This window comes from Aureimonas jatrophae (assembly GCF_900104035.1).
Taxonomy (GTDB): domain Bacteria; phylum Pseudomonadota; class Alphaproteobacteria; order Rhizobiales; family Rhizobiaceae; genus Aureimonas; species Aureimonas jatrophae.
The window spans coordinates 454302-471821 of sequence record NZ_FNIT01000002.1; the positions used below are offsets into that span (position 1 = coordinate 454302).

Annotated in this window: 14 protein-coding genes; 11 read left to right on the plus strand and 3 right to left on the minus strand. The window is 68.8% G+C overall.

What is annotated here, in order from left to right; all coding sequences use genetic code 11:
- Nucleotides 1-25 precede the first annotated feature (25 nt).
- On the plus strand, nucleotides 26-373 hold the full coding sequence (locus tag BLQ76_RS06550) for a helix-turn-helix transcriptional regulator (protein ID WP_090670683.1): 348 nt from the start codon (nucleotides 26-28) through the stop codon (nucleotides 371-373).
- Between the two features lie 9 nt (nucleotides 374-382).
- On the opposite strand, the gene BLQ76_RS06555 is transcribed toward BLQ76_RS06550, so the two are convergent.
- Together BLQ76_RS06555 and BLQ76_RS06560 are read right to left on the minus strand one after the other, a co-directional pair.
- Nucleotides 383-616 (minus strand): hypothetical protein, encoded by a 234-nt coding sequence (locus BLQ76_RS06555; RefSeq protein WP_090670686.1) that lies wholly within the window; start codon nucleotides 614-616, stop codon nucleotides 383-385.
- Nucleotides 617-696: 80 nt separating this feature from the next.
- Nucleotides 697-1701 (minus strand): SDR family oxidoreductase, encoded by a 1005-nt coding sequence (locus BLQ76_RS06560; RefSeq protein ID WP_090670689.1) that lies wholly within the window; start codon nucleotides 1699-1701, stop codon nucleotides 697-699.
- 330 nt (nucleotides 1702-2031) lie between these two features.
- Between BLQ76_RS06560 and BLQ76_RS06565 the strand changes: the two genes are divergently transcribed.
- Nucleotides 2032-3672: an EAL domain-containing protein gene (locus BLQ76_RS06565; protein WP_090670692.1), complete on the plus strand. Its 1641-nt coding sequence runs from the start codon at nucleotides 2032-2034 to the stop codon at nucleotides 3670-3672.
- On the plus strand, nucleotides 3669-4109 hold the full coding sequence (locus BLQ76_RS06570; RefSeq protein ID WP_090670698.1) for a BLUF domain-containing protein: 441 nt from the start codon (nucleotides 3669-3671) through the stop codon (nucleotides 4107-4109). Before BLQ76_RS06565 ends, BLQ76_RS06570 begins: the two co-directional genes overlap by 4 nt.
- A gap of 305 nt (nucleotides 4110-4414) precedes the next feature.
- Here BLQ76_RS06570 and BLQ76_RS06575 read toward each other — a convergent pair whose 3' ends face one another.
- Nucleotides 4415-5407, minus strand: coding sequence for a LacI family DNA-binding transcriptional regulator (locus BLQ76_RS06575; protein WP_090670700.1), 993 nt, complete (start codon nucleotides 5405-5407; stop codon nucleotides 4415-4417).
- A 136-nt stretch (nucleotides 5408-5543) separates the two neighbouring features.
- Here BLQ76_RS06575 and BLQ76_RS06580 point away from each other — a divergent pair, with 136 nt between their 5' ends.
- The 8 genes from BLQ76_RS06580 (at nucleotide 5544) to BLQ76_RS06615 (ending at nucleotide 17508) form a co-directional block, all read left to right on the plus strand.
- A complete protein-coding gene (locus BLQ76_RS06580; protein WP_244519496.1) occupies nucleotides 5544-7469 on the plus strand; it encodes an ABC transporter substrate-binding protein in 1926 nt (641 codons plus the stop codon).
- Between the two features lie 93 nt (nucleotides 7470-7562).
- Entirely contained in the window at nucleotides 7563-9674 is a 2112-nt protein-coding gene (locus BLQ76_RS06585; RefSeq protein ID WP_090670703.1) for a family 10 glycosylhydrolase, read from the plus strand.
- A 12-nt stretch (nucleotides 9675-9686) separates the two neighbouring features.
- On the plus strand, nucleotides 9687-10673 hold the full coding sequence (locus BLQ76_RS06590; protein WP_090670706.1) for an ABC transporter permease: 987 nt from the start codon (nucleotides 9687-9689) through the stop codon (nucleotides 10671-10673).
- Nucleotides 10673-11848, plus strand: coding sequence for an ABC transporter permease (locus tag BLQ76_RS06595; protein WP_090670709.1), 1176 nt, complete (start codon nucleotides 10673-10675; stop codon nucleotides 11846-11848). The genes BLQ76_RS06590 and BLQ76_RS06595 overlap by 1 nt, the downstream gene beginning before the upstream one ends.
- A gap of 5 nt (nucleotides 11849-11853) precedes the next feature.
- Nucleotides 11854-13596, plus strand: coding sequence for an ABC transporter ATP-binding protein (locus BLQ76_RS06600; RefSeq protein WP_244519497.1), 1743 nt, complete (start codon nucleotides 11854-11856; stop codon nucleotides 13594-13596).
- A 13-nt stretch (nucleotides 13597-13609) separates the two neighbouring features.
- On the plus strand, nucleotides 13610-14401 hold the full coding sequence (gene hyi / locus BLQ76_RS06605) for a hydroxypyruvate isomerase (RefSeq protein ID WP_090670712.1): 792 nt from the start codon (nucleotides 13610-13612) through the stop codon (nucleotides 14399-14401).
- A complete protein-coding gene (locus BLQ76_RS06610; protein WP_090670715.1) occupies nucleotides 14398-15267 on the plus strand; it encodes a 2-hydroxy-3-oxopropionate reductase in 870 nt (289 codons plus the stop codon). Before hyi ends, BLQ76_RS06610 begins: the two co-directional genes overlap by 4 nt.
- Nucleotides 15268-15357: 90 nt before the next feature.
- Nucleotides 15358-17508 (plus strand): beta-galactosidase, encoded by a 2151-nt coding sequence (locus BLQ76_RS06615; protein ID WP_090670717.1) that lies wholly within the window; start codon nucleotides 15358-15360, stop codon nucleotides 17506-17508.
- Nucleotides 17509-17520: the final 12 nt, after the last annotated feature.

Below are 17520 nucleotides of genomic sequence, written 5' to 3' on the forward strand. Positions count from 1 at the left end.
ACGGTTCAGCTGGTATCGAAAAGCGATGAATGAGGGGAATGGTCCGGGCGCGGTCGCACGCGGTCTGCGCTCGCTTCGGGAGGCACACGCGCTGGGTTGCGGAGAACTGGCGGCCTGCATCGGAGTGACGCCGGAGAGCCTGCGCGCGATCGAGACCGGGGAGACGCTTCCCTCCGCGGCGGTGCTTCTGCGACTGAGCGCGTTCTTCGCGGTCGAGCCGGCCTACTTCTTCGATCCTGCTTCGAGCCTGCCGATTGCCGGTCCGGGCGAGGCCTCGAGCACGGAACTCGATCATCTCGACGGCCTCGTCGACGAGGATACGCTCGAACTGCTCGCCGCGCTCGACCGGTCCGCCCGCAAGCTCAAGGGTTGAGCGTCCGGGTCAGCGACCCATCCGCTCGCATTCGGCCAGCACCATCTCGACCTCTCCCGGATCGGCCGCCGTTTCGCTGTCCAGGCCCGCCTCGAGCCGCTCGCCGGCTCGCCGGTACTCCTCGCAGCGTCCCGTACGGGCCAGTTCCGTCGGCGTGTCCGGCGTGAACCAGCCGTAGGCATAAAGGGCGGCCGCCGCGACGAAGACGGCGGACAACACGATTTTCCAGAAGCGGCGGGACATGACGACGTTCTCGCGGTTGCGGGTCCGCTCATCAACGCGCTCCGCCTTTCCCGGGTCTGGTGCCGGCGTGCGATCCGACCTCAGGGGCTTCCCTTGCCGCCATGAGCGCCCACCACCGTGCCGGTCGAGAAGCTCGCATCGTCGGCCGCCAGCGTGACGTAGAGCGAGGCGAGCTCGGCCGGCTGACCGGCACGCCCGAGCGGCGTGTCCTGGCCGAACTCGCCCATCGTGCCCTCGATCTGTCCGCCCGCCACCTGCAACGGGGTCCAGACCGGGCCAGGTGCGACCGCATTGACGCGGATGCCGCGCTTGGCGAGCTGCTTGGCCATGCCCTTGGTCAGGTTCAGGATCGCCGCCTTGGTGGACGCGTAGTCGATCAGTTCCTCGCCCGGGTCATAGGAGTTGACCGAGATCGTGTTGATGATCGAGGCGCCGGGCGGAAGGCTCGGGATGGCCGCCTTCGAGAAGCGAAAGACGTGAAAGACGTTGGTCTCGTAGGTCCGCACGAACTGCTCGTCGGAGATCTCGAGGATATCCTCCTTCGACTGCTGATAGGCGGCGTTGTTGACCAGGAGGTCCAGGCCGCCGAGCGCCTCCACCGCGCGGTGCACCACGCCCTCGCAGGCTTCCAGCGTGCGGATGTCGGCGGGAAGGGCCACGGCCTTTCGACCTGCCTCCTGAATGAGACGGACCACGTCCTGCGCGTCCGGCTCCTCGTCGGGATGGTAGTTGATCGCGACGTCCGCGCCCTCGCGCGCGAAGGCGATCGCCGCGGCCCGGCCGATGCCGCTGTCGCCGCCCGTCACCAGTGCGCGTCGACCCGCAAGCCGGCCCGAGCCGCGATAGCTGGTCTCGCCGCAGTCCGGCACCGGCGTCATCTGCGACTGAAGGCCCGGCCAAGGCTGCTTCTGTTCGGGGAACGGCTCGCTCGTGTACTTCGAGCGCGGATCGCTGAGGTGGGGGGCGCCGTCGGCCGCGCCGGCCGGGGCGGACTGCGCGGTGGCCGGCCCGGTCAACGTCGCCGCTGCGGCGCCCAGCACCGCGCCGCCGAGGACGGTGCGGCGGGACAGGGTTTGTTCGCTCATGATCAGGCCCCTCGATCTCTCGGACGTGCCGAGTGCGCGGACGCATCGCACCGTCCGCCTCGCAGACCATGGGAAAGAAGCGAACGAGCAATGGTTCCTGCCGCGAGCGCATCGAAGCATAGGCCGCTACGGTTGGTCGCGTGTCGCGGGACGGATCGGTTTGGATTCACCGCATTGACGCTTCGTTATTGATGTTGATCCCAACAAACGCCGCTTCTCGGAGAATGATTGGCTGCGACCGCGATGTTGTGGTGACGATTCCTGTCCGTGTTTCGCGGTATTAACGTATGGGACCCAGAGTATCGTCAGTCTCTTCCATGTGAGTCGACGATGCTTCCCTCGCTCGCTTCTCGGTCGCCGCCCGGCGCGGCCTCCCCCTCTTTCGAACGCATCCTCCAGGTTCTGGCTGATCCGGTTCTGTCGCTGGGGCCCGACGGCACGATCCTGTACGCGAACGCAGCGGCCGAGGCCGCCTTCGGTGGCGGGATCGTCGGTTCCGCGCTGCACGATCTCTTTCCCGACTGCGAGCGGGGCGAGCACGGCACGCGCGACGGGACGCCAAGGGTCCTTGTCACGCAGGCCGCAACCGCCTTCGAGAGCCGCTTTCTCCCGATGGGAGAAGGGGAATATGTGGTCATGCTGCGCGCGGCGGCATCGCATGACGCTCTCGCCGTCGAGCGCCCGGACATCGACGACCTGACGGGATTGAGCAAGCGCCGCACCGTCCTGACGTACCTGACCGCGATGCTGTCGCAGGAGGCCGATGCGGCGCCCTTTGCGATCCACTGCCTGGATCTCGACCGCTTCAAGATCGTCAACGACACGCTCGGCCATGCGGTCGGCGACCGCCTCCTGCGCAAGGTGGCCGATCGCATCGTGAGCGCCTGCCGAAAGGGCGACGTGGTGGCGCGCCTCGGCGGCGACGAGTTCGTCGTCCTGCAGCACGGGGCGCGCACGCCGGCCGACGCCGAGAGGCTGGCGGCTCGGCTCGTGGATCTCGTCGGTCGCACCTACGTGCTGGACGGCCATACGGTGAACATCGGGGCTAGCGTCGGAACCGCCTTGCGGGGGGATCTGAGCCAGGCGCGGGACGTCCTGCGCAACGGCGACCTGGCGCTCTACGAGGCCAAGCGGGCGGGACGGGGCCGCTCCCGGCTCTTCCAGCCCGGCATGGATACGCTTCTGCACGAGCGCCGCGAGATGGAGATCGATCTGCGGCGTGCGCTCGCACTCAAGCAGTTCGAGCTTCACTACCAGCCGTTCCTGGATCTCGCGAGCGACGAGGTGATCGGTTTCGAGGCGCTTCTGCGCTGGCGCCACCCGGTCCGCGGTAACGTTCCGCCGCTCGCCTTCATTCCGCTGGCCGAAGAGAACGGGCTGATCGTCAAGATCGGCGAATGGGTCCTTCGCACGGCCTGCCTGCAGGCCGCCACCTGGCCGGGCGAGCGAACCGTCGCGGTCAACGTGTCGCCGCTCCAGTTCAAGGCCGACACGCTGCTCGAAACCGTCAAGGCGGCCCTGGAGCGGGCAAACCTGCCGCCCCGACGCCTGGAGCTCGAGATCACCGAAGGCGCGCTGCTCGACAACACCGACAGCGTCATCCGGACGCTGAACGCCCTGCGCGACCTGGGCGTGATGATCTCCATGGACGACTTCGGCACGGGCTACTCGTCGCTGAGCTACCTGCAGAAGTTCCCGTTCAACAAGATCAAGATCGACCGGTCCTTCGTGGCGGGCGCGAGCGCCGACAGCGAGGCGATCCTGCGCGCGGTGGCGGGACTGGGCACCAGCCTCGGCATGGCCATCACGGCGGAGGGCGTCGAGACCGCCGAACAGCTCGCCCGCATCCGCGGCGAGCGCTGTACGCATGTCCAGGGATACCTGACCGGACGGCCCATGGCCGCGGAGCAGATTGGCGACTTCCTGACGCGACCCGATCCCGTTACCGCACTCGAGGATACCGCCGCATGAGCGCCGCCCTGCACCGTCTCGTCTACTACAGCCGAAACCACGTCGGTCGCTCGGACGCCGATCTCGACCGGGAGATCAGCGACATTCTGGCCAAGAGTCAGGAAAACAACCGGCGCGACGGGATCACGGGCGCGCTGCTCTTCAATACCGGCTGCTTCGCACAGGTGCTGGAGGGTCCCTTGAGCGCCGTCGAAGCCGCCTTCGAGCGCATCCAGCAGGACGAGCGTCACGGCGACGTATCGCTTCTGGCGCTGGATCGGATCGAAGCGCGAAGCTTTCCGAACTGGGCGATGGGCTTCGTCGGCGCCTCGGAGCGCGACGCCGGTCGCTACGGCGCGATCGGCGCATCCAGCGGCTTCGACCCGGCACACCTCACGGGCGACGAGGTTCACGGTCTCCTGCGCGATCTGGCGATCGAGGAGGAGAATGCGGCCTGAGCGGCACGGGAGGCACCGAGCCTTCCTCCAGCAGCGCCTGCGCGACCGGACCGTTCCGGGACGAAGGGTCGGGACGATCCGATGCAGCGAGACGGCTCCAGAGACGCGCGCCTCTGGGCGGTTGCCGCAGCGATCGCCACCTAGGGTTGGCGGCCACACGACCACGTCCGGCGCCAGCCCAACCCGCTCCCCCGAACGCCTCCCACTCGACCGCACAAGCTCTTGGTTGAAACCATGGTGCACCGGGCTGCCGGACGGGCGCACGCCACCCGGACCGATGGGGAAAGAGATGGCGCGGGGCCGCTCTACCCGCGCGCCCGGTGGGCTGCCGGCCCTGCGGAGTCGCGTATCACAAGCGTCGAGGCGACCTGCAGGCGGAACGGGATGTCGGCGGGCAGCCTCCCGTTGAGGCGGTCGTCCAGCATGCGCACGAGGCCGGCCCCGATCTCGTAGCCCTGGACCCGGACCGTCGTCATCGGCGGCCAGATCTGGGTCGCCGCGGAATAGTCGCCGAAGCCGACCACGGACGCGTCCTCGGGGATGCGCAGGCCAAGCCGCAGAAGCTCCGACATCACGGTGAGCGCCATGCCGTCATGCGCGCAGAAGAAGGCGGTCGGATAGAAGCAGTCCGCATGCGCGAGTTCCAGGTGCTCCAGGAATCGCGTCTCGGACTGAAACGTCATCTCGCGAAAGGCGACGTCGGGATGGCGCTCCAGAACCTCGCGAAGTCCGTAGAAGCGCTCCACGCGGCCTCGGTAGCCGGGCGTGCCGTGGACATAGGCGATGGTCCGGTGCCCCAGGCCCAGGAGATAGTGGGCCACCGCCGATCCCGCCTCGTGATCGGTGCCCGACACGACGTCGAACGGGTCCAGCGGCTCCACCCATCCGCTTCGCGCGACCGGCAAACCCAGGGCGCCGACCGCCAGGATCGTGTCGCGCTCGTGCCGTCCGACCAGCGCGATGCCCCGGCAGCTGCGCGCGAAGGCGAGGATCTCGCGCCGGTCCGAGGACCAGCAGTTGCGCACCTCGTATCCCCGCCGCGCGGCCTCGGCCTGCACGCCGCCCTGGATGCGCAGGTGAAGCTCGGAGTTGATGATCTCCGCATTGTTGAAGACCACGCCGACGACCGGCGTCTCGTCCTGCGCGACGGGTTGCACGTAGCCCATCTCATCCGCCACGCGTCGCACGCGCAGGCGCGTTTCCGCGCTGACGCCATCCTTGCCCGACAGGGCTCGGGAGACCGCGAATTTCGAAAGCCCGGTCGCTTGGGCGATCGTGCCCAGCGTGATCTTCGGCATGCGGTCGAGCCTCCCGCCGCAGTCGCAGGAACGCGCGATCCTCATAACGGCAACATAACGCTTTACCTAACAAAACGACGGTTGCAACCTTGCTGTTAATAACGAAGCCATAAGGCTGTTAGGGAGGAATGCCACCGTGGGGATCGACCGCAGAGGCTTCATCGCGTCCGGACTGGCCCTGGCGGGGGCCATCGCCCTGCCGCGCGGCGCATGGGCGCAAGGATCCGCCGACTCCGCCTTTCTCGAGGCGCGCATCGCGTCGGGAGAGTTGCCCGCGCTCGCGCAACGCCTGCCGCAGGTGCCGCTCGTGATCACCCCGCTCAGCGAGGTCGGACGCCAGGGCGGCGACTGGCGCCACGCGCTGGTGGGCGGTGGCTCCTACTCGATGCTCGTGCGCTACCAGGGCTACGAGCCGCTCGTGCGCTTCAACCCCGATTGGTCCGGCCTCACCGAGAACGTCGCGCAGTCCTGGTCCGTGAATGCGGACGCGACCGAGTACACGTTCAACCTGCGGCGCGGCCACAAGTGGTCGGACGGCCAGCCCTTCACGACCGAGGACGTGCGCTTCTGGTACGACGCCTATTTCACCGATCCCCAGGCCAACCTCGGCAGCAATTCCTGGTGGTTTGCCGACGGTAAGCCGGCGACGCTCGAGATCGTGGACGAGGCGACGTTCAAGGTGCGCTTCGCCTCGCCCAACGGCTTGTTCGTGCAGCAGCTCGCCTGGGCGCAGCAGGACCAGCTGACGCGGACCCCGAAGCATTATCTCGAGCGCTTCCACATCCGCTACAATCCGGACGCCGACAAGCTCGCCCGGGAGCAGGGTCTGGAGAGCTGGATCGCCCTGTTCCAGCGCGAGATCGGCATGGCCGACGACAACACCTTCTACCAGAACGGCAACCGGCCGACGCTGAACGCCTGGGTCTTCCTGGAGGCGCCGGGCACCAATACCGAGCAGGCCGTCGCGGTTCGCAACCCGTTCTACTTCAAAGTCGACACGGCGGGCACGCAGCTGCCCTACTTCGACCGCATCGTCTACCAGATGGTCGCCGACCCGGAGGTCCTTCTCCTGAAGGCCCTGCAGGGCGAGATCGACATCATGGACCAGTACATCGCGACGCCCGCCAACAAGCCCGTCATCTTCGACGGGCAGGAGAGCGGGGGATACGGTCTCTATACGCTGAAGGAGACCGCCGCCAACGTGATGGCCTTCCAGCTCAACCTGAACCACCAGGACCCGGTGCGGAACGCCCTGTTCAACAAGCTGGAGTTCCGCCAAGCCCTGTCGATCGCGATCGACCGGCAGGCGATGATCGATGCCGTGTTCATCGGCGAGGGCGCGCCCGCCCAACCCTCGATCCGGCCCGGCGACCCGCTCTACAACGAGCGCCTCGCGACCCAGTGGACGCAGTACGACCCCGACAAGGCCAACGCGATGCTGGACGCGATCGTCCCGAACCGCGACGGCGACAACTACCGGCTCGACGAGACGGGGCGGCGCCTGTCGATCATCTTCGAGATCGACCAGACGCGCACGACCTTCATCGACATGTTCGAGCTCGCGATCCCGATGTTCCAGGCGGTCGGCATCGACGCGCAGATGCGCACCATGGACCGCTCGCTCTGGGAAACGCGCGTTCGGCGCGGCCGCAGCTATGATGCCACGGCCCACCAGTTCGGCGCCAATTCCGGTATCGCCGCCATGCTCGACGCGCGCTTCTATGTGCCCGTCAACAACAACTGCTTCTACGCGCCGGGCTGGTCGCTCTACTTCACGCAGCCCACCAGCGACGGCGCGGTCGAGCCTCCCGAGGCGGTCAAGGCGCAGCAGCAGCTCTATCGCGACCTGACCGCGACGGGCGATCCCGCGCGCCAGACCGAGATCATGGCCAAGATCCTCGAGAACGCCGCCGACCTGTTCTTCACCTTTGGCGTCAGCCTGCCGGCCGACGGCTACGGCATCGTGCGCAAGGACGTGCGCAACCTGCCGCCCGAGATGCCCAACTCCTTCGGCTGGCCGACGCCCGGCCCGGCCCGGCCGGAGCAGTTCTTCAAGGCCTGAAGCAAGGGCTTTCCCGATGCCTTCGCCCACGCCGCAAGCCTCGTTGCCTGCGGCGAACGCCCCGACCTTGCCCGCCATCCCGCGAGACCCCTCATGCTGCACAGCCGGATCCAAGCCTCCTCGACCCTGCGCACGAAGGACTGGTACCGCTCCGCCACGCGCTGGACGCAGCTGACGCTGGCCGAGGACGATCCCGTGCGCTTCGATCCCGCCTTCTGGATCGAGACGTTCAAGCGCACGCAGTCCAACGCGGTCTGCCTCTCGGCCGGCGGCTATATCGCCTACTACCCTTCCGAGATCCCGCTCCACTACGTCAGCCGCTTCATCGGCGACGGCGACCCGTTCGGCGCGCTGGTGGAAGGGGCGCGCGGCCTCGACATGCACGTCATGGCGCGCGTCGATCCGCACGCCATCCACCAGGACGCCGCCGACGCGCATCCCGAGTGGATCGCGGTGGATGCGAAGGGGCGTCCGCGCCGCCACTGGGCCTATCCCGACGTCTGGGTGACCTGCGCCTATTCCGGCTACAACCACGTCTTCATGCCGAAGATCGTCCAGGAGATCACGGCGCGCTACGATATCGACGCGATCTTCGCCAACCGCTGGCAGGGGCATGGCGTCTGCTACTGCGACAGCTGCCGCCTGAGCTTCCGGAAGGAGACCGGCCACGAGCTGCCGCTGACCACCAGCGTCGAGGACCCCGCCTGGCTCGCCTGGACCGGCTGGCGGCGCGGCGTTCTCAGCCGCCTCGTCGTCGAGTGGGACGAGATCATGAAGGCGATCAAGCCCCATACGAGCTTCATTCCCAACATGGGCTCGGTCTCGCTCACCGAGTTCGACCTCGGCATGATCGAGCGCTACTGCCCGTTCCTGTGCATCGACGACCAGGGGCGGCGGGGCACCGAGCCGGTCTGGATGGCGGGGCGCAACGGCAAGCGCATCCGCGGCGCCTTTCCCGAGCGCCCCACCGTCCTGATCACCTCGATCGGTCCCGAGGAGGAGCATCGCTGGAAGGACTCGGTGACCACCGGGCCCGAGATGCGCGCCTGGATCGACAACGGCACGACGCAGGGGCTCCTGCCCTGGTTCACCAAGTTCAACGGCGTCGTGCCGGACACGCGCTGGATCGAGCCGGTGTCGCAGAGCTTCGCGCTCCACGCCGCGCTGGAGCCGGTCGCCTCGCGGATGCGGCCGACGGCCGAGATCGCCATCCTCGACCCGGCCACCACGCTGCGCCACCACGGCCTCGACACGCGCAAGAGCGCCGAGGCCGACGACTTCGGCGTCTACATGGCCTTGTTCGAGGCCAGACTGCCCTTCGAGATGATCTCCGACCAGCGCATGACGGCGGCCGAACTCGACCGCTTCCGCGTCGTGATCCTCGCCAACGCCGCCTGTCTCGGCGACGATCAGGTGCGCCTCCTGGAGGACTACGTGGCGCGCGGCGGCAGCGTCGTCGCGGCCTTCGAAAGCGGAACCCGCACGCCCGACAACCAGCCGCGCGCCGAGCTGGCGCTGGGCCCGCTCCTCGGCGTGCGCCGGACGCAGACAACGCGCGGTCCCGTCAAGAACACCTATGTCGCGATCAACGGGTCTCATCTGATCTCGGCGGGCTTCGAGGGCGCCGCGCGCATCATCGGCGGCACGCATCTCATGGCGGTCGAGCCGGTGGGCGAGGGGGTGGAGACGCCGTTCCTCTACGTGCCCGACTTTCCGGACCTGCCGATGGAGGAGGTCTACCCGCGCGAGGCGCCGCGCGGCGCGGCGGTGGTGGCACGCACCCACCCGGGCGGCGGGCGCACGGTCTTCATCCCCTGGAACATCGGCGCGATCTTCTGGGAGGTGCTGGCCGCCGACCATGGGCGCCTGATCGCCAATGCCGTGCGCTGGGCGCTGGGCAAGCGCTGCGACGTCGAGGTCGAGGTCGAGGCGATGCTCGACATCGCCGTGCGCGAGGAGGCGGACGGGCTCCTCGTCCTCCTTCACAACCTCACCAACCCGATGATGATGAAGGGACCGATCCGCCACGCCTATCCGGTCGGGCCGCAGACGCTGTCTGTCGCGGTGCCCGAGGGTCGCCACGTGGCGGAGGTCCGCGCGCTGGTCGGCGGCCAGGCGCTCGAGGCCGTGCCGGAGGGCGGACGCGTCCGGATCGAGGTGCCGGGCTTTCGCGAACTCGAAGCCGTCCATCTGACCTGGGCCTGAGGGGAGGCGGGCATGGGCGCCTACGTCGTCAAGCGCATCCTCTACATGATCCCGACGCTGATCGGCATGTCGGTGATCGCCTTCCTGATCATCCAGCTGCCGCCGGGCGACTACGTCACCTCGATGATCGCCTCGATGCAGGAGTCGGGCGCCAACGTCGATCCCGCGCAGGTCGACCGGCTGCGCGAGATCTACGGCTTCAACGATCCGGTGCTCGTCCAGTACTGGAAGTGGATCTCGGGGATCCTGCTTCGCGGCGACTTCGGCTTCTCGTTCGAGTGGAACCGGCCGGTGGCGGACCTGATCTGGGAGCGCATGGGCTCGACGCTCGCGATCTCGCTGGCCTCGCTCCTGTTCGTCTGGGCGGTGTCGCTGCCGATCGGCATCTATTCGGCCATGCGCCGCCATTCGGTGGGCGACTATGCCTTCACCTTTCTCGGCTTCATCGGCCTGGCGGTGCCCAACTTCATCCTCGCCCTGACGCTGATGTACATGAGCTACCGCTACTTCGGGCAGAGCGTCGGCGGCCTGTACTCGCCCGAATATGTCGACGCGCCCTGGAGCTGGGCCAAGGCGGGCGACCTCGCGCTGCACCTGTGGATTCCGATCGTCGTGATCGGCACCAGCGGCACGGCGGCGCTGATCCGCATCCTGCGAGCCAACCTCACCGACGAGCTGAACAAGCCCTATGTCGTGACTGCGCGCGCCAAGGGCCTGCCCGAGCGCCGGGCCGTCCTGAAATACCCCGTGCGCGTCGCGCTCAACCCGTTCGTGTCGGCGATCGGCTGGGTCCTGCCGGAGCTCGTGTCGGGCGTCACGATCACCGCGATCGTCCTGAACCTGCCGACCGCGGGACCGCTGCTCCTGCGGGCCCTCATCAGCCAGGACATGTACCTCGCCGGCAGCTTCATCCTCCTGATGGGCGTTCTGACGCTGGTCGGCATGCTCGTGTCCGACATCCTTCTCGCCCTTCTCGACCCCCGGATCCGGTTCAACTGATGGCCGAGCACGTCTTCGTTCAGGGCCCGGCCGAGACCGCGCCCGCCGTCACCACCATCAAGCCGCGCGGCGGCGCGGACGAGGCGGCCGTCGCCGGCCAGTGGACGCTGATCCGGCAGCGCTTCGCGCGCAACCGCCTCGCGGTCGGCGCCGGCTTCGTGATCCTGTTCCTGCTGTTGGTCGCGATCTTCGCCGAGTTCCTGGCGCCGGGGCTGCCCCATACGGCGCGGCCGCAATACACCAACGCCCCGCCCCAGTCGCTCGGCTGGTTCGTTCCCGAGCCCGATGGCGGCAGCCGCTTCCAGCCGCACGTCGCGGGCTACACGATGAGCGTCGACCGCGCCTCGCTGCGCCGCTCCTACGTGGCGGACCCCGCCAAGATCGTGCCGATCGGCTTCTTCGTGAAGGGCCCGGCCTACCGCCTGTGGAACCTCATCCCGCTCGACCGGCATCTCGTCGGGCCGCTGCGCTCCACCGACACGATGTACCTGCTCGGCACAGACAAGCTCGGCCGCGACCTCCTGAGCCGGCTGATCTACGGAACGCGCGTGTCCATGTCGATCGGCGTGGTGGGCGTGTGCATCAGCCTCGTTCTCGGCGTCACGCTGGGCGCGCTCGCCGGCTTCTACGGCGGCACGGTGGATCTCGCGATCGGCCGTTTGATCGAGGTCATCTCGTCCATGCCGACGATCCCGCTCTGGCTGGGGCTGGCGGCCGCGATCCCGCTCACCTGGTCGCCGCTGACCGTCTACTTCGTGATCACGCTGATCGTATCCCTGTTCGGCTGGACGGGTCTGGCGCGCGAGGTGCGCGGTCGCTTCTTCGCCCTGCGCGGCGAGGACTTCGTGGTCGCCGCTCGGCTCGACGGGTCGAACGAGCGGCGCCTCATCTTCCGCCACATCCTCCCCTCGCTGACGAGCCACATCCTCGCCGTCGTCACGCTCGCGCTGCCCACCATGATCGTCGCCGAAACGGCGCTCAGCTTCCTCGGCATCGGCCTCAAGGCGCCGGTGGTCTCCTGGGGCGTCCTTCTGCAAGACGCACAGAACGTGCGCACCATCGCTGGCGCACCTTGGCTTCTCGTCTGGCCCGCGCTCGCCGTCGTGGTGACGGTCCTGTCCTACAACTTCCTGGGCGACGGCCTGCGCGACGCAGCCGATCCCTACGAGACGTGAAGGCCATGATGATCACAGGCGCCGCCTCGCAAACCGGTCACCCCGTTCTCGACGACGGCTCGGTGCTGCGCGTCGAACGGCTCAGCCTCGACTTCCGCCTGCGCAACCAGATCCTCCACGCCGTGCGCGACGTGAGCTTCCGCCTCGTCGCCGGCCAGACGCTGGCGCTGGTGGGCGAGAGCGGGTCGGGCAAGTCGGTCACCGCGCGCAGCCTCCTGCGCATCCTCGACCGCAACGCCGCGATCACGTCCGGGCGCATCCTCCTGCCCCGGCAGGGCGGGGGCGAGATCGACATCGCGCAGCTCACCGAGCGCAGCCCCGAGCTTCTCGCCATCCGGGGCGGACGTATCGGCCTCATCTTCCAGGAGCCGATGAGCTCGCTCTCGCCGGTCCACACGATCGGCTCGCAGATCGTGGAGGCCGTGCGGCTCCATCGGCGCGTGTCGAAGCGCGAGGGCCGCGAGCGCGCGGTCGAGCTCCTCCGCCAGGTCGAGATCCCCGATCCCGGACGCATGATCGACCGCTACACGTTCGAGTTCTCCGGCGGCATGCGCCAGCGCGCCATGATCGCCATGGCCCTGGCTGCCGATCCCGACGTCCTGATCGCGGACGAGCCCACCACGGCGCTGGACGTCACCACGCAGGCCGAGATCCTCGACCTTGTGAAGCGCATCCAGGTCGCGCGCGGCATGGCGATGCTGCTGATCACCCACGACATGGGCGTGGTCGCCGAAGTCGCCGACGAGGTGGCGGTCATGCGCTTCGGCCGGATCGTCGAGACGGGCGACGTCGACGACATCTTTCACGATGCCGGGCACAGCTACACGCGCCGGCTACTCGACGCCACGGTGCGGCTGGAGACCAGCCGTGAGGTGGACGGGCGTCGCGGACCGGCGAAGGAGCGCGAGCCGGTTCTCTCGGTACGCGGTCTCGGCAAGTCCTATGGCGCGGCGGCGAGCTGGTGGGGAAGCGCGGCAGCCAACCCCGTCAAGGCGGTGGACGACGTCAGCTTCGACCTGATGCCGGGCGAGAATCTCGGCATCGTCGGCGAGAGCGGATCGGGCAAGACGACGCTCGGGCGCCTGATCCTGCGCATCACCGAGCCGAGCGCGGGGCAGGTCATCTATCGCGGCGCGGGCGGCGAGACCGACGTGACGGCGCTCGACAAACGGGGGCTTCGCCGATTCCACCGCGACGTGCGCCTCGTGTTCCAGGACCCCTTCGCCTCGCTCAACCCGCGCATGAACGTGCGCCAGATCGTCGGAGACCCGTTGCGGGTGGCGGGCGGCTGGGACCGGCAGCGCATCGAGCGGCGCGTCGCCGAGCTTCTGGAGCTCGTCGGTCTCGATCCGGCGGCGGCCGAGCGCTATCCGCACGCCTTTTCCGGCGGCCAGCGCCAGCGCATCGGCATCGCCCGCGCGCTGGCGCTGGAGCCCAAGGTCGTGATCGCCGACGAGGCGACCGCCGCGCTTGACGTGTCGATCCGCGCGCAGATCCTCGACCTTCTTCTCGACATCCAGCGCCGGCTCGACCTCTCCTTCCTCTTCATCTCGCACGACATCTCGGTGGTCCGGTACTTCTGCGACCGCGTCGGCGTCATGCACCGGGGCAAGCTCGTCGAGATCGGGCCCGCCGACGAGATCTGCACTCGTCCCCGTCAGCCCTACACGCAAAGCCTCATCTCGGCCGTGCCGAGCCCCGATCCCCGCCGCAAGCGCATGCTCCACCGCACGCGCTTCACCGCTTGAGACCGCGAGAACCATGCCCCGATTTGCCGCCAACCTGTCCTTTCTCTATGCCGAGCTGCCGTTTCTGGACCGCTTCGAGGCGGCCGCGCGCGACGGCTTCCGCGCCGTGGAATACGTCTCGCCCTACGAAATGCCCGCCGCCGAGATCCGCGACCGGCTGCAGCGCCACGGGCTGACGCAGGCCTTGTTCAACCTGCCGGCTGGCGACTGGGCGGGCGGCGAGCGCGGCATCGGCTGCCTGCCGGACCGGGTCGAGGAGTTCCGGCAAGGCGTCGACACGGCGATCCGCTACGCCCGCGATCTGCACTGCCCGACCGTCAACTGCCTCGCCGGCATCGCACCGGCGGGTGCCGACCGCGACCGCCTGGAAGACACGCTGGTCGAGAACCTCGGCTATGCCGCGCCGCGCCTTCGCGACGCCGGCATCGCCTTGGTGATGGAGCCGATCAACCTGCGCGACATCCCCGGCTTCTTCGTGTCCACGACCGACCATGCCGAGCTCATCATGGACCGGGTGGGCTCGGCCAACCTGCGCCTTCAGTACGACGTCTACCACACGCAGGTCATGCAGGGGGACCTCGTCGCCACGCTCGAGCGCCTGTTCGACCGGATCGGCCACGTGCAGGTCGCCGACAATCCGGGCCGGCACGAGCCCGGCACGGGCGAGATCAACTACGCCTTCGTCCTCGCCGCGCTGGACCGGCTGGGATACCGGGGCTGGGTGGGCTGCGAATACAAGCCGGCCACGACCACCACGGCGGGCCTGTCCTGGATGAACGCATGGCGCGAGGGAGTGGCGGCATGAGGATCGCCTTTATCGGCCTCGGTGTCATGGGACGCCCCATGGCGGGCCATCTCCTGGCGGCCGGACACGAGCTGGCGCTCCACCGCGTCAAGGAGGCCTCGCGCTTCCTGGTGGAGGCCGGGGGAAGGGCCGCCGACAGCGCGGCGGCGGCGGCTGCGGGTGCCGAGGCGGTGATCCTGATGCTGCCCGACACGCCCGACGTCGAGACGGTGCTGTTCGGCGAGCACGGCGTCGCCTCCGCGCTGCAGCCCGGCGCGCTCGTCATCGACATGAGCTCGATCTCGCCGATCGCGACCAAGGGCTTTGCCGAGCGCATCGAGGCGGGCGGCGGCACCTATGTCGACGCGCCCGTGTCGGGCGGCGAGGTCGGCGCCCGGAACGCCGCGCTCACGATCATGGCGGGCGGCAGCGAGGCGGGTTTTGCGCGGGCCCGTCCGCTGTTCGAGCAGATGGGCAAGACCATCACCCATGTCGGCGGCGTGGGCGACGGCCAGACCGCCAAGGTCGCCAACCAGATCATCGTCGGGCTCAACATCGCCGCGGTCGCCGAGGCGCTGACCTTCGCGCGCGCGGCCGGGGCCGACCCCGCCAAGGTGCGCGAGGCTCTGATGGGGGGCTTTGCGTCCTCGCGCGTCCTGGAGCTGCATGGCGAGCGCATGATCCGGGAGACCTTCGATCCCGGCTTTCGCATCCGGCTCCATCGCAAGGACATGGGGCTCGCCATGGACGGCGCTCGCGCGCTCGATATCGCTCTGCCCAACACCGCCTCTACCGCGCAGCTCATGACCAGCGCGATCGAGCGCGGCGACGGCGACAAGGACCATTCCGCCCTGATCCGCACGCTGCAGGCGCCGGCCGGCAGCTAGCTCCGCCGCCGTCTGTGCCTGCGATCGTCCCACGACGGGCGCCGCCGCGCGTCGCCCGAACGCTCCCGACTGTCCCGAAGGACCCGTTCCATGCCCCTCGACACGCTGCCCCAGGTGCCCTTCGGCGCCGTCTACTTCCGCAAGTCCAACCCGCCGCGCGAGGACTGGGAGTGCGACTACGCAACGGCTGCCGCCGATGGTCTGAACGTCTTCCGGCACTGGTTCATGTGGAGCGCGATCGAGCGCCGGCCGGGCGTCTACGACTGGGACGACTACGACCGGCAGATGGATCTGGCCGCCCGGCACGGCATCCGCACGATCATTGCCGAGATCAGCCATGCGGTGCCTGACTGGGCCTACCGGCGCTTTGCCCATGCCCGTCAAATCCGCGCCGATGGCCGCCCGCTATCGTCCAACATGGGCGTCAGCGCCGCGACCGGGGGTTTTGCCAATAACGGCGGCGGGGCGGGCGCCCTGTCGATGAACGACGCGCAAGTGCGCGAGCGGGTGGGCGCCTTCCTCCATGCGCTCGCCACCCGTTACAAGGGGCATCCCGGGCTGCTGGGATACGACGTCTGGAACGAGGTCAACTACGCCTCGGACGTCGACTATTCGCCCGCCATGAAGGCCGACTTCCGCCTTTGGCTGGAGGCGAAATACGGCTCGCTCGATGCGCTGGCCGAGGCCTGGTACCGCTACTCCTATGCGGAATGGGAGGATGTCGACCCACCTGTGGAGGTGGCGGCCTATCCGCAGAACCTCGACTGGCTCGCCTTCAAGCGCGAGACCTACTACGGGCAGATGCAGTTCAAGATCGACACGATCCGCGCCGTCGACGCGGATTGTCTGATTGCGGCGCACGGCGTGGGCGGCGCCATCCCCAACATGGCGGCCAACGGGTCCGACGACTGGCTTGCGGCCTCCAAGGTCGAGCTCTACGGCCTGACCTGGGTGCCGAGCCGTCGTGGCTTCAAGCCGTGGCAGAACTTCTTCGGTCCCGACCTCACGCGCGCCGCCAGCCGCGGCAAGCCCTGGTGGCACGCCGAGCGTCCCGGCGGACCGCTCTGGATGCAGCCGCAGGTCGTGGGGCGCGACAAGGAGGACGGCCGGGTGATGGAGCCCGAGGACATCCGCCTTCTCACGATGACCTCGTTCGCGGCCGGCGCCACGGGCGTCCTCAACCTGCGCTACCGCCCGCTGCTCGACGGACCGCTCTTCGGCGCCTTCGGCTCCTACGGCATGGACGGCTCGCGCACGCCGCGCTCCGATATGGCCTCGAGCCTGGCGAAATGGGCCAACGCGCCCGAGCGTCGGGCCCTGTTCGCGGCTCGCCCCGTGCGGGGCGACGTCGGTCTTCTCGTCGTGCCCGAGGCGCAGGCCTGGGACTACCTTCTCAACCACGACCACTGCCCCAGCACCTACCGGGACGCCATGTGGGGCGCCTATCGCGCCTTCTTCGACAGCAACATCCAGGCCGACTGGCTGCATATCGACCATCTCGACGACCACGACGTCATCTATGCGCCCTATCCGATCATGCTGACGGCCGAGCATGCCGGGCGCCTCGCGCGCTGGGTCGAGGCGGGCGGCACGCTCGTCTCGGAAGCGACGCCCGGCTATTTCGGCGATCGCGGCAAGGTAGGAACGCGCCAGCCGAATAACGGCCTCGACGCGGTCTTCGGCGCCGTGGAAGACGAGGTCGAGTTCATGCCCGATATCGGCGACCGCATCCGGCTCGAGGTCGACGGGCGCGCGATCCAGGGCGGCGGCTTCCTCCAAAGCTATCGCCCCACCACCGGCACGGTGCGCGGCCGCTTCGAGGATGGCCGGATCGCCGCCGTCGAGAACCGCTTCGGGCGGGGACGCACGCTCCTGGTGGGCACGCACCCGGGCATCGGCTACTTCCATCAGGGCGGCGAGGCCAACCGGGCCTTCTTTGCCGCGCTGCTTGAGGAAGCCGGCCGCCGGCCGCAGGTCGCCTCGTCGAACCCGGCGCTCCAGGCGCGACTGCACCGAGACGCCGACGGCCGGTCCTTCCTATGGGTCGTCAACTCCACCCGCGAGGAACAGGACGCCGAACTTTGCCTGAGCGGCGTCGATGCCAGCCAGGCGACGGTCGCATGGCCGCTGCCGGTGGCGCAGGCCTCGCTGCTGGCGTGCCATGCCGGCGCCGGTAGCGGGGCACAACTGCAGGTGCGCGTCGGCGCGCGCGACGCCCTCGTGCTGCAGCTCCATCGGTGAGGCAGAACCGTA

Bases quoted from the DNA above. Each gene is read 5' to 3' on its own strand.
- BLQ76_RS06575 (WP_090670700.1), bottom strand. From the start codon at position 5,407: ATGCCGAAGATCACGCTGGGCACGATCGCCCAAGCGACCGGGCTTTCG.
- BLQ76_RS06590 (WP_090670706.1), top strand. From the start codon at position 9,687: ATGGGCGCCTACGTCGTCAAGCGCATCCTCTACATGATCCCGACGCTG.
- hyi (WP_090670712.1), top strand. From the start codon at position 13,610: ATGCCCCGATTTGCCGCCAACCTGTCCTTTCTCTATGCCGAGCTGCCG.
- BLQ76_RS06555 (WP_090670686.1), bottom strand. From the start codon at position 616: ATGTCCCGCCGCTTCTGGAAAATCGTGTTGTCCGCCGTCTTCGTCGCG.
- BLQ76_RS06600 (WP_244519497.1), top strand. From the start codon at position 11,854: ATGATGATCACAGGCGCCGCCTCGCAAACCGGTCACCCCGTTCTCGAC.
- BLQ76_RS06615 (WP_090670717.1), top strand. From the start codon at position 15,358: ATGCCCCTCGACACGCTGCCCCAGGTGCCCTTCGGCGCCGTCTACTTC.
- BLQ76_RS06610 (WP_090670715.1), top strand. From the start codon at position 14,398: ATGAGGATCGCCTTTATCGGCCTCGGTGTCATGGGACGCCCCATGGCG.
- BLQ76_RS06560 (WP_090670689.1), bottom strand. From the start codon at position 1,701: ATGAGCGAACAAACCCTGTCCCGCCGCACCGTCCTCGGCGGCGCGGTG.
- BLQ76_RS06570 (WP_090670698.1), top strand. From the start codon at position 3,669: ATGAGCGCCGCCCTGCACCGTCTCGTCTACTACAGCCGAAACCACGTC.
- BLQ76_RS06595 (WP_090670709.1), top strand. From the start codon at position 10,673: ATGGCCGAGCACGTCTTCGTTCAGGGCCCGGCCGAGACCGCGCCCGCC.
- BLQ76_RS06585 (WP_090670703.1), top strand. From the start codon at position 7,563: ATGCTGCACAGCCGGATCCAAGCCTCCTCGACCCTGCGCACGAAGGAC.
- BLQ76_RS06550 (WP_090670683.1), top strand. From the start codon at position 26: ATGAATGAGGGGAATGGTCCGGGCGCGGTCGCACGCGGTCTGCGCTCG.
- BLQ76_RS06565 (WP_090670692.1), top strand. From the start codon at position 2,032: ATGCTTCCCTCGCTCGCTTCTCGGTCGCCGCCCGGCGCGGCCTCCCCC.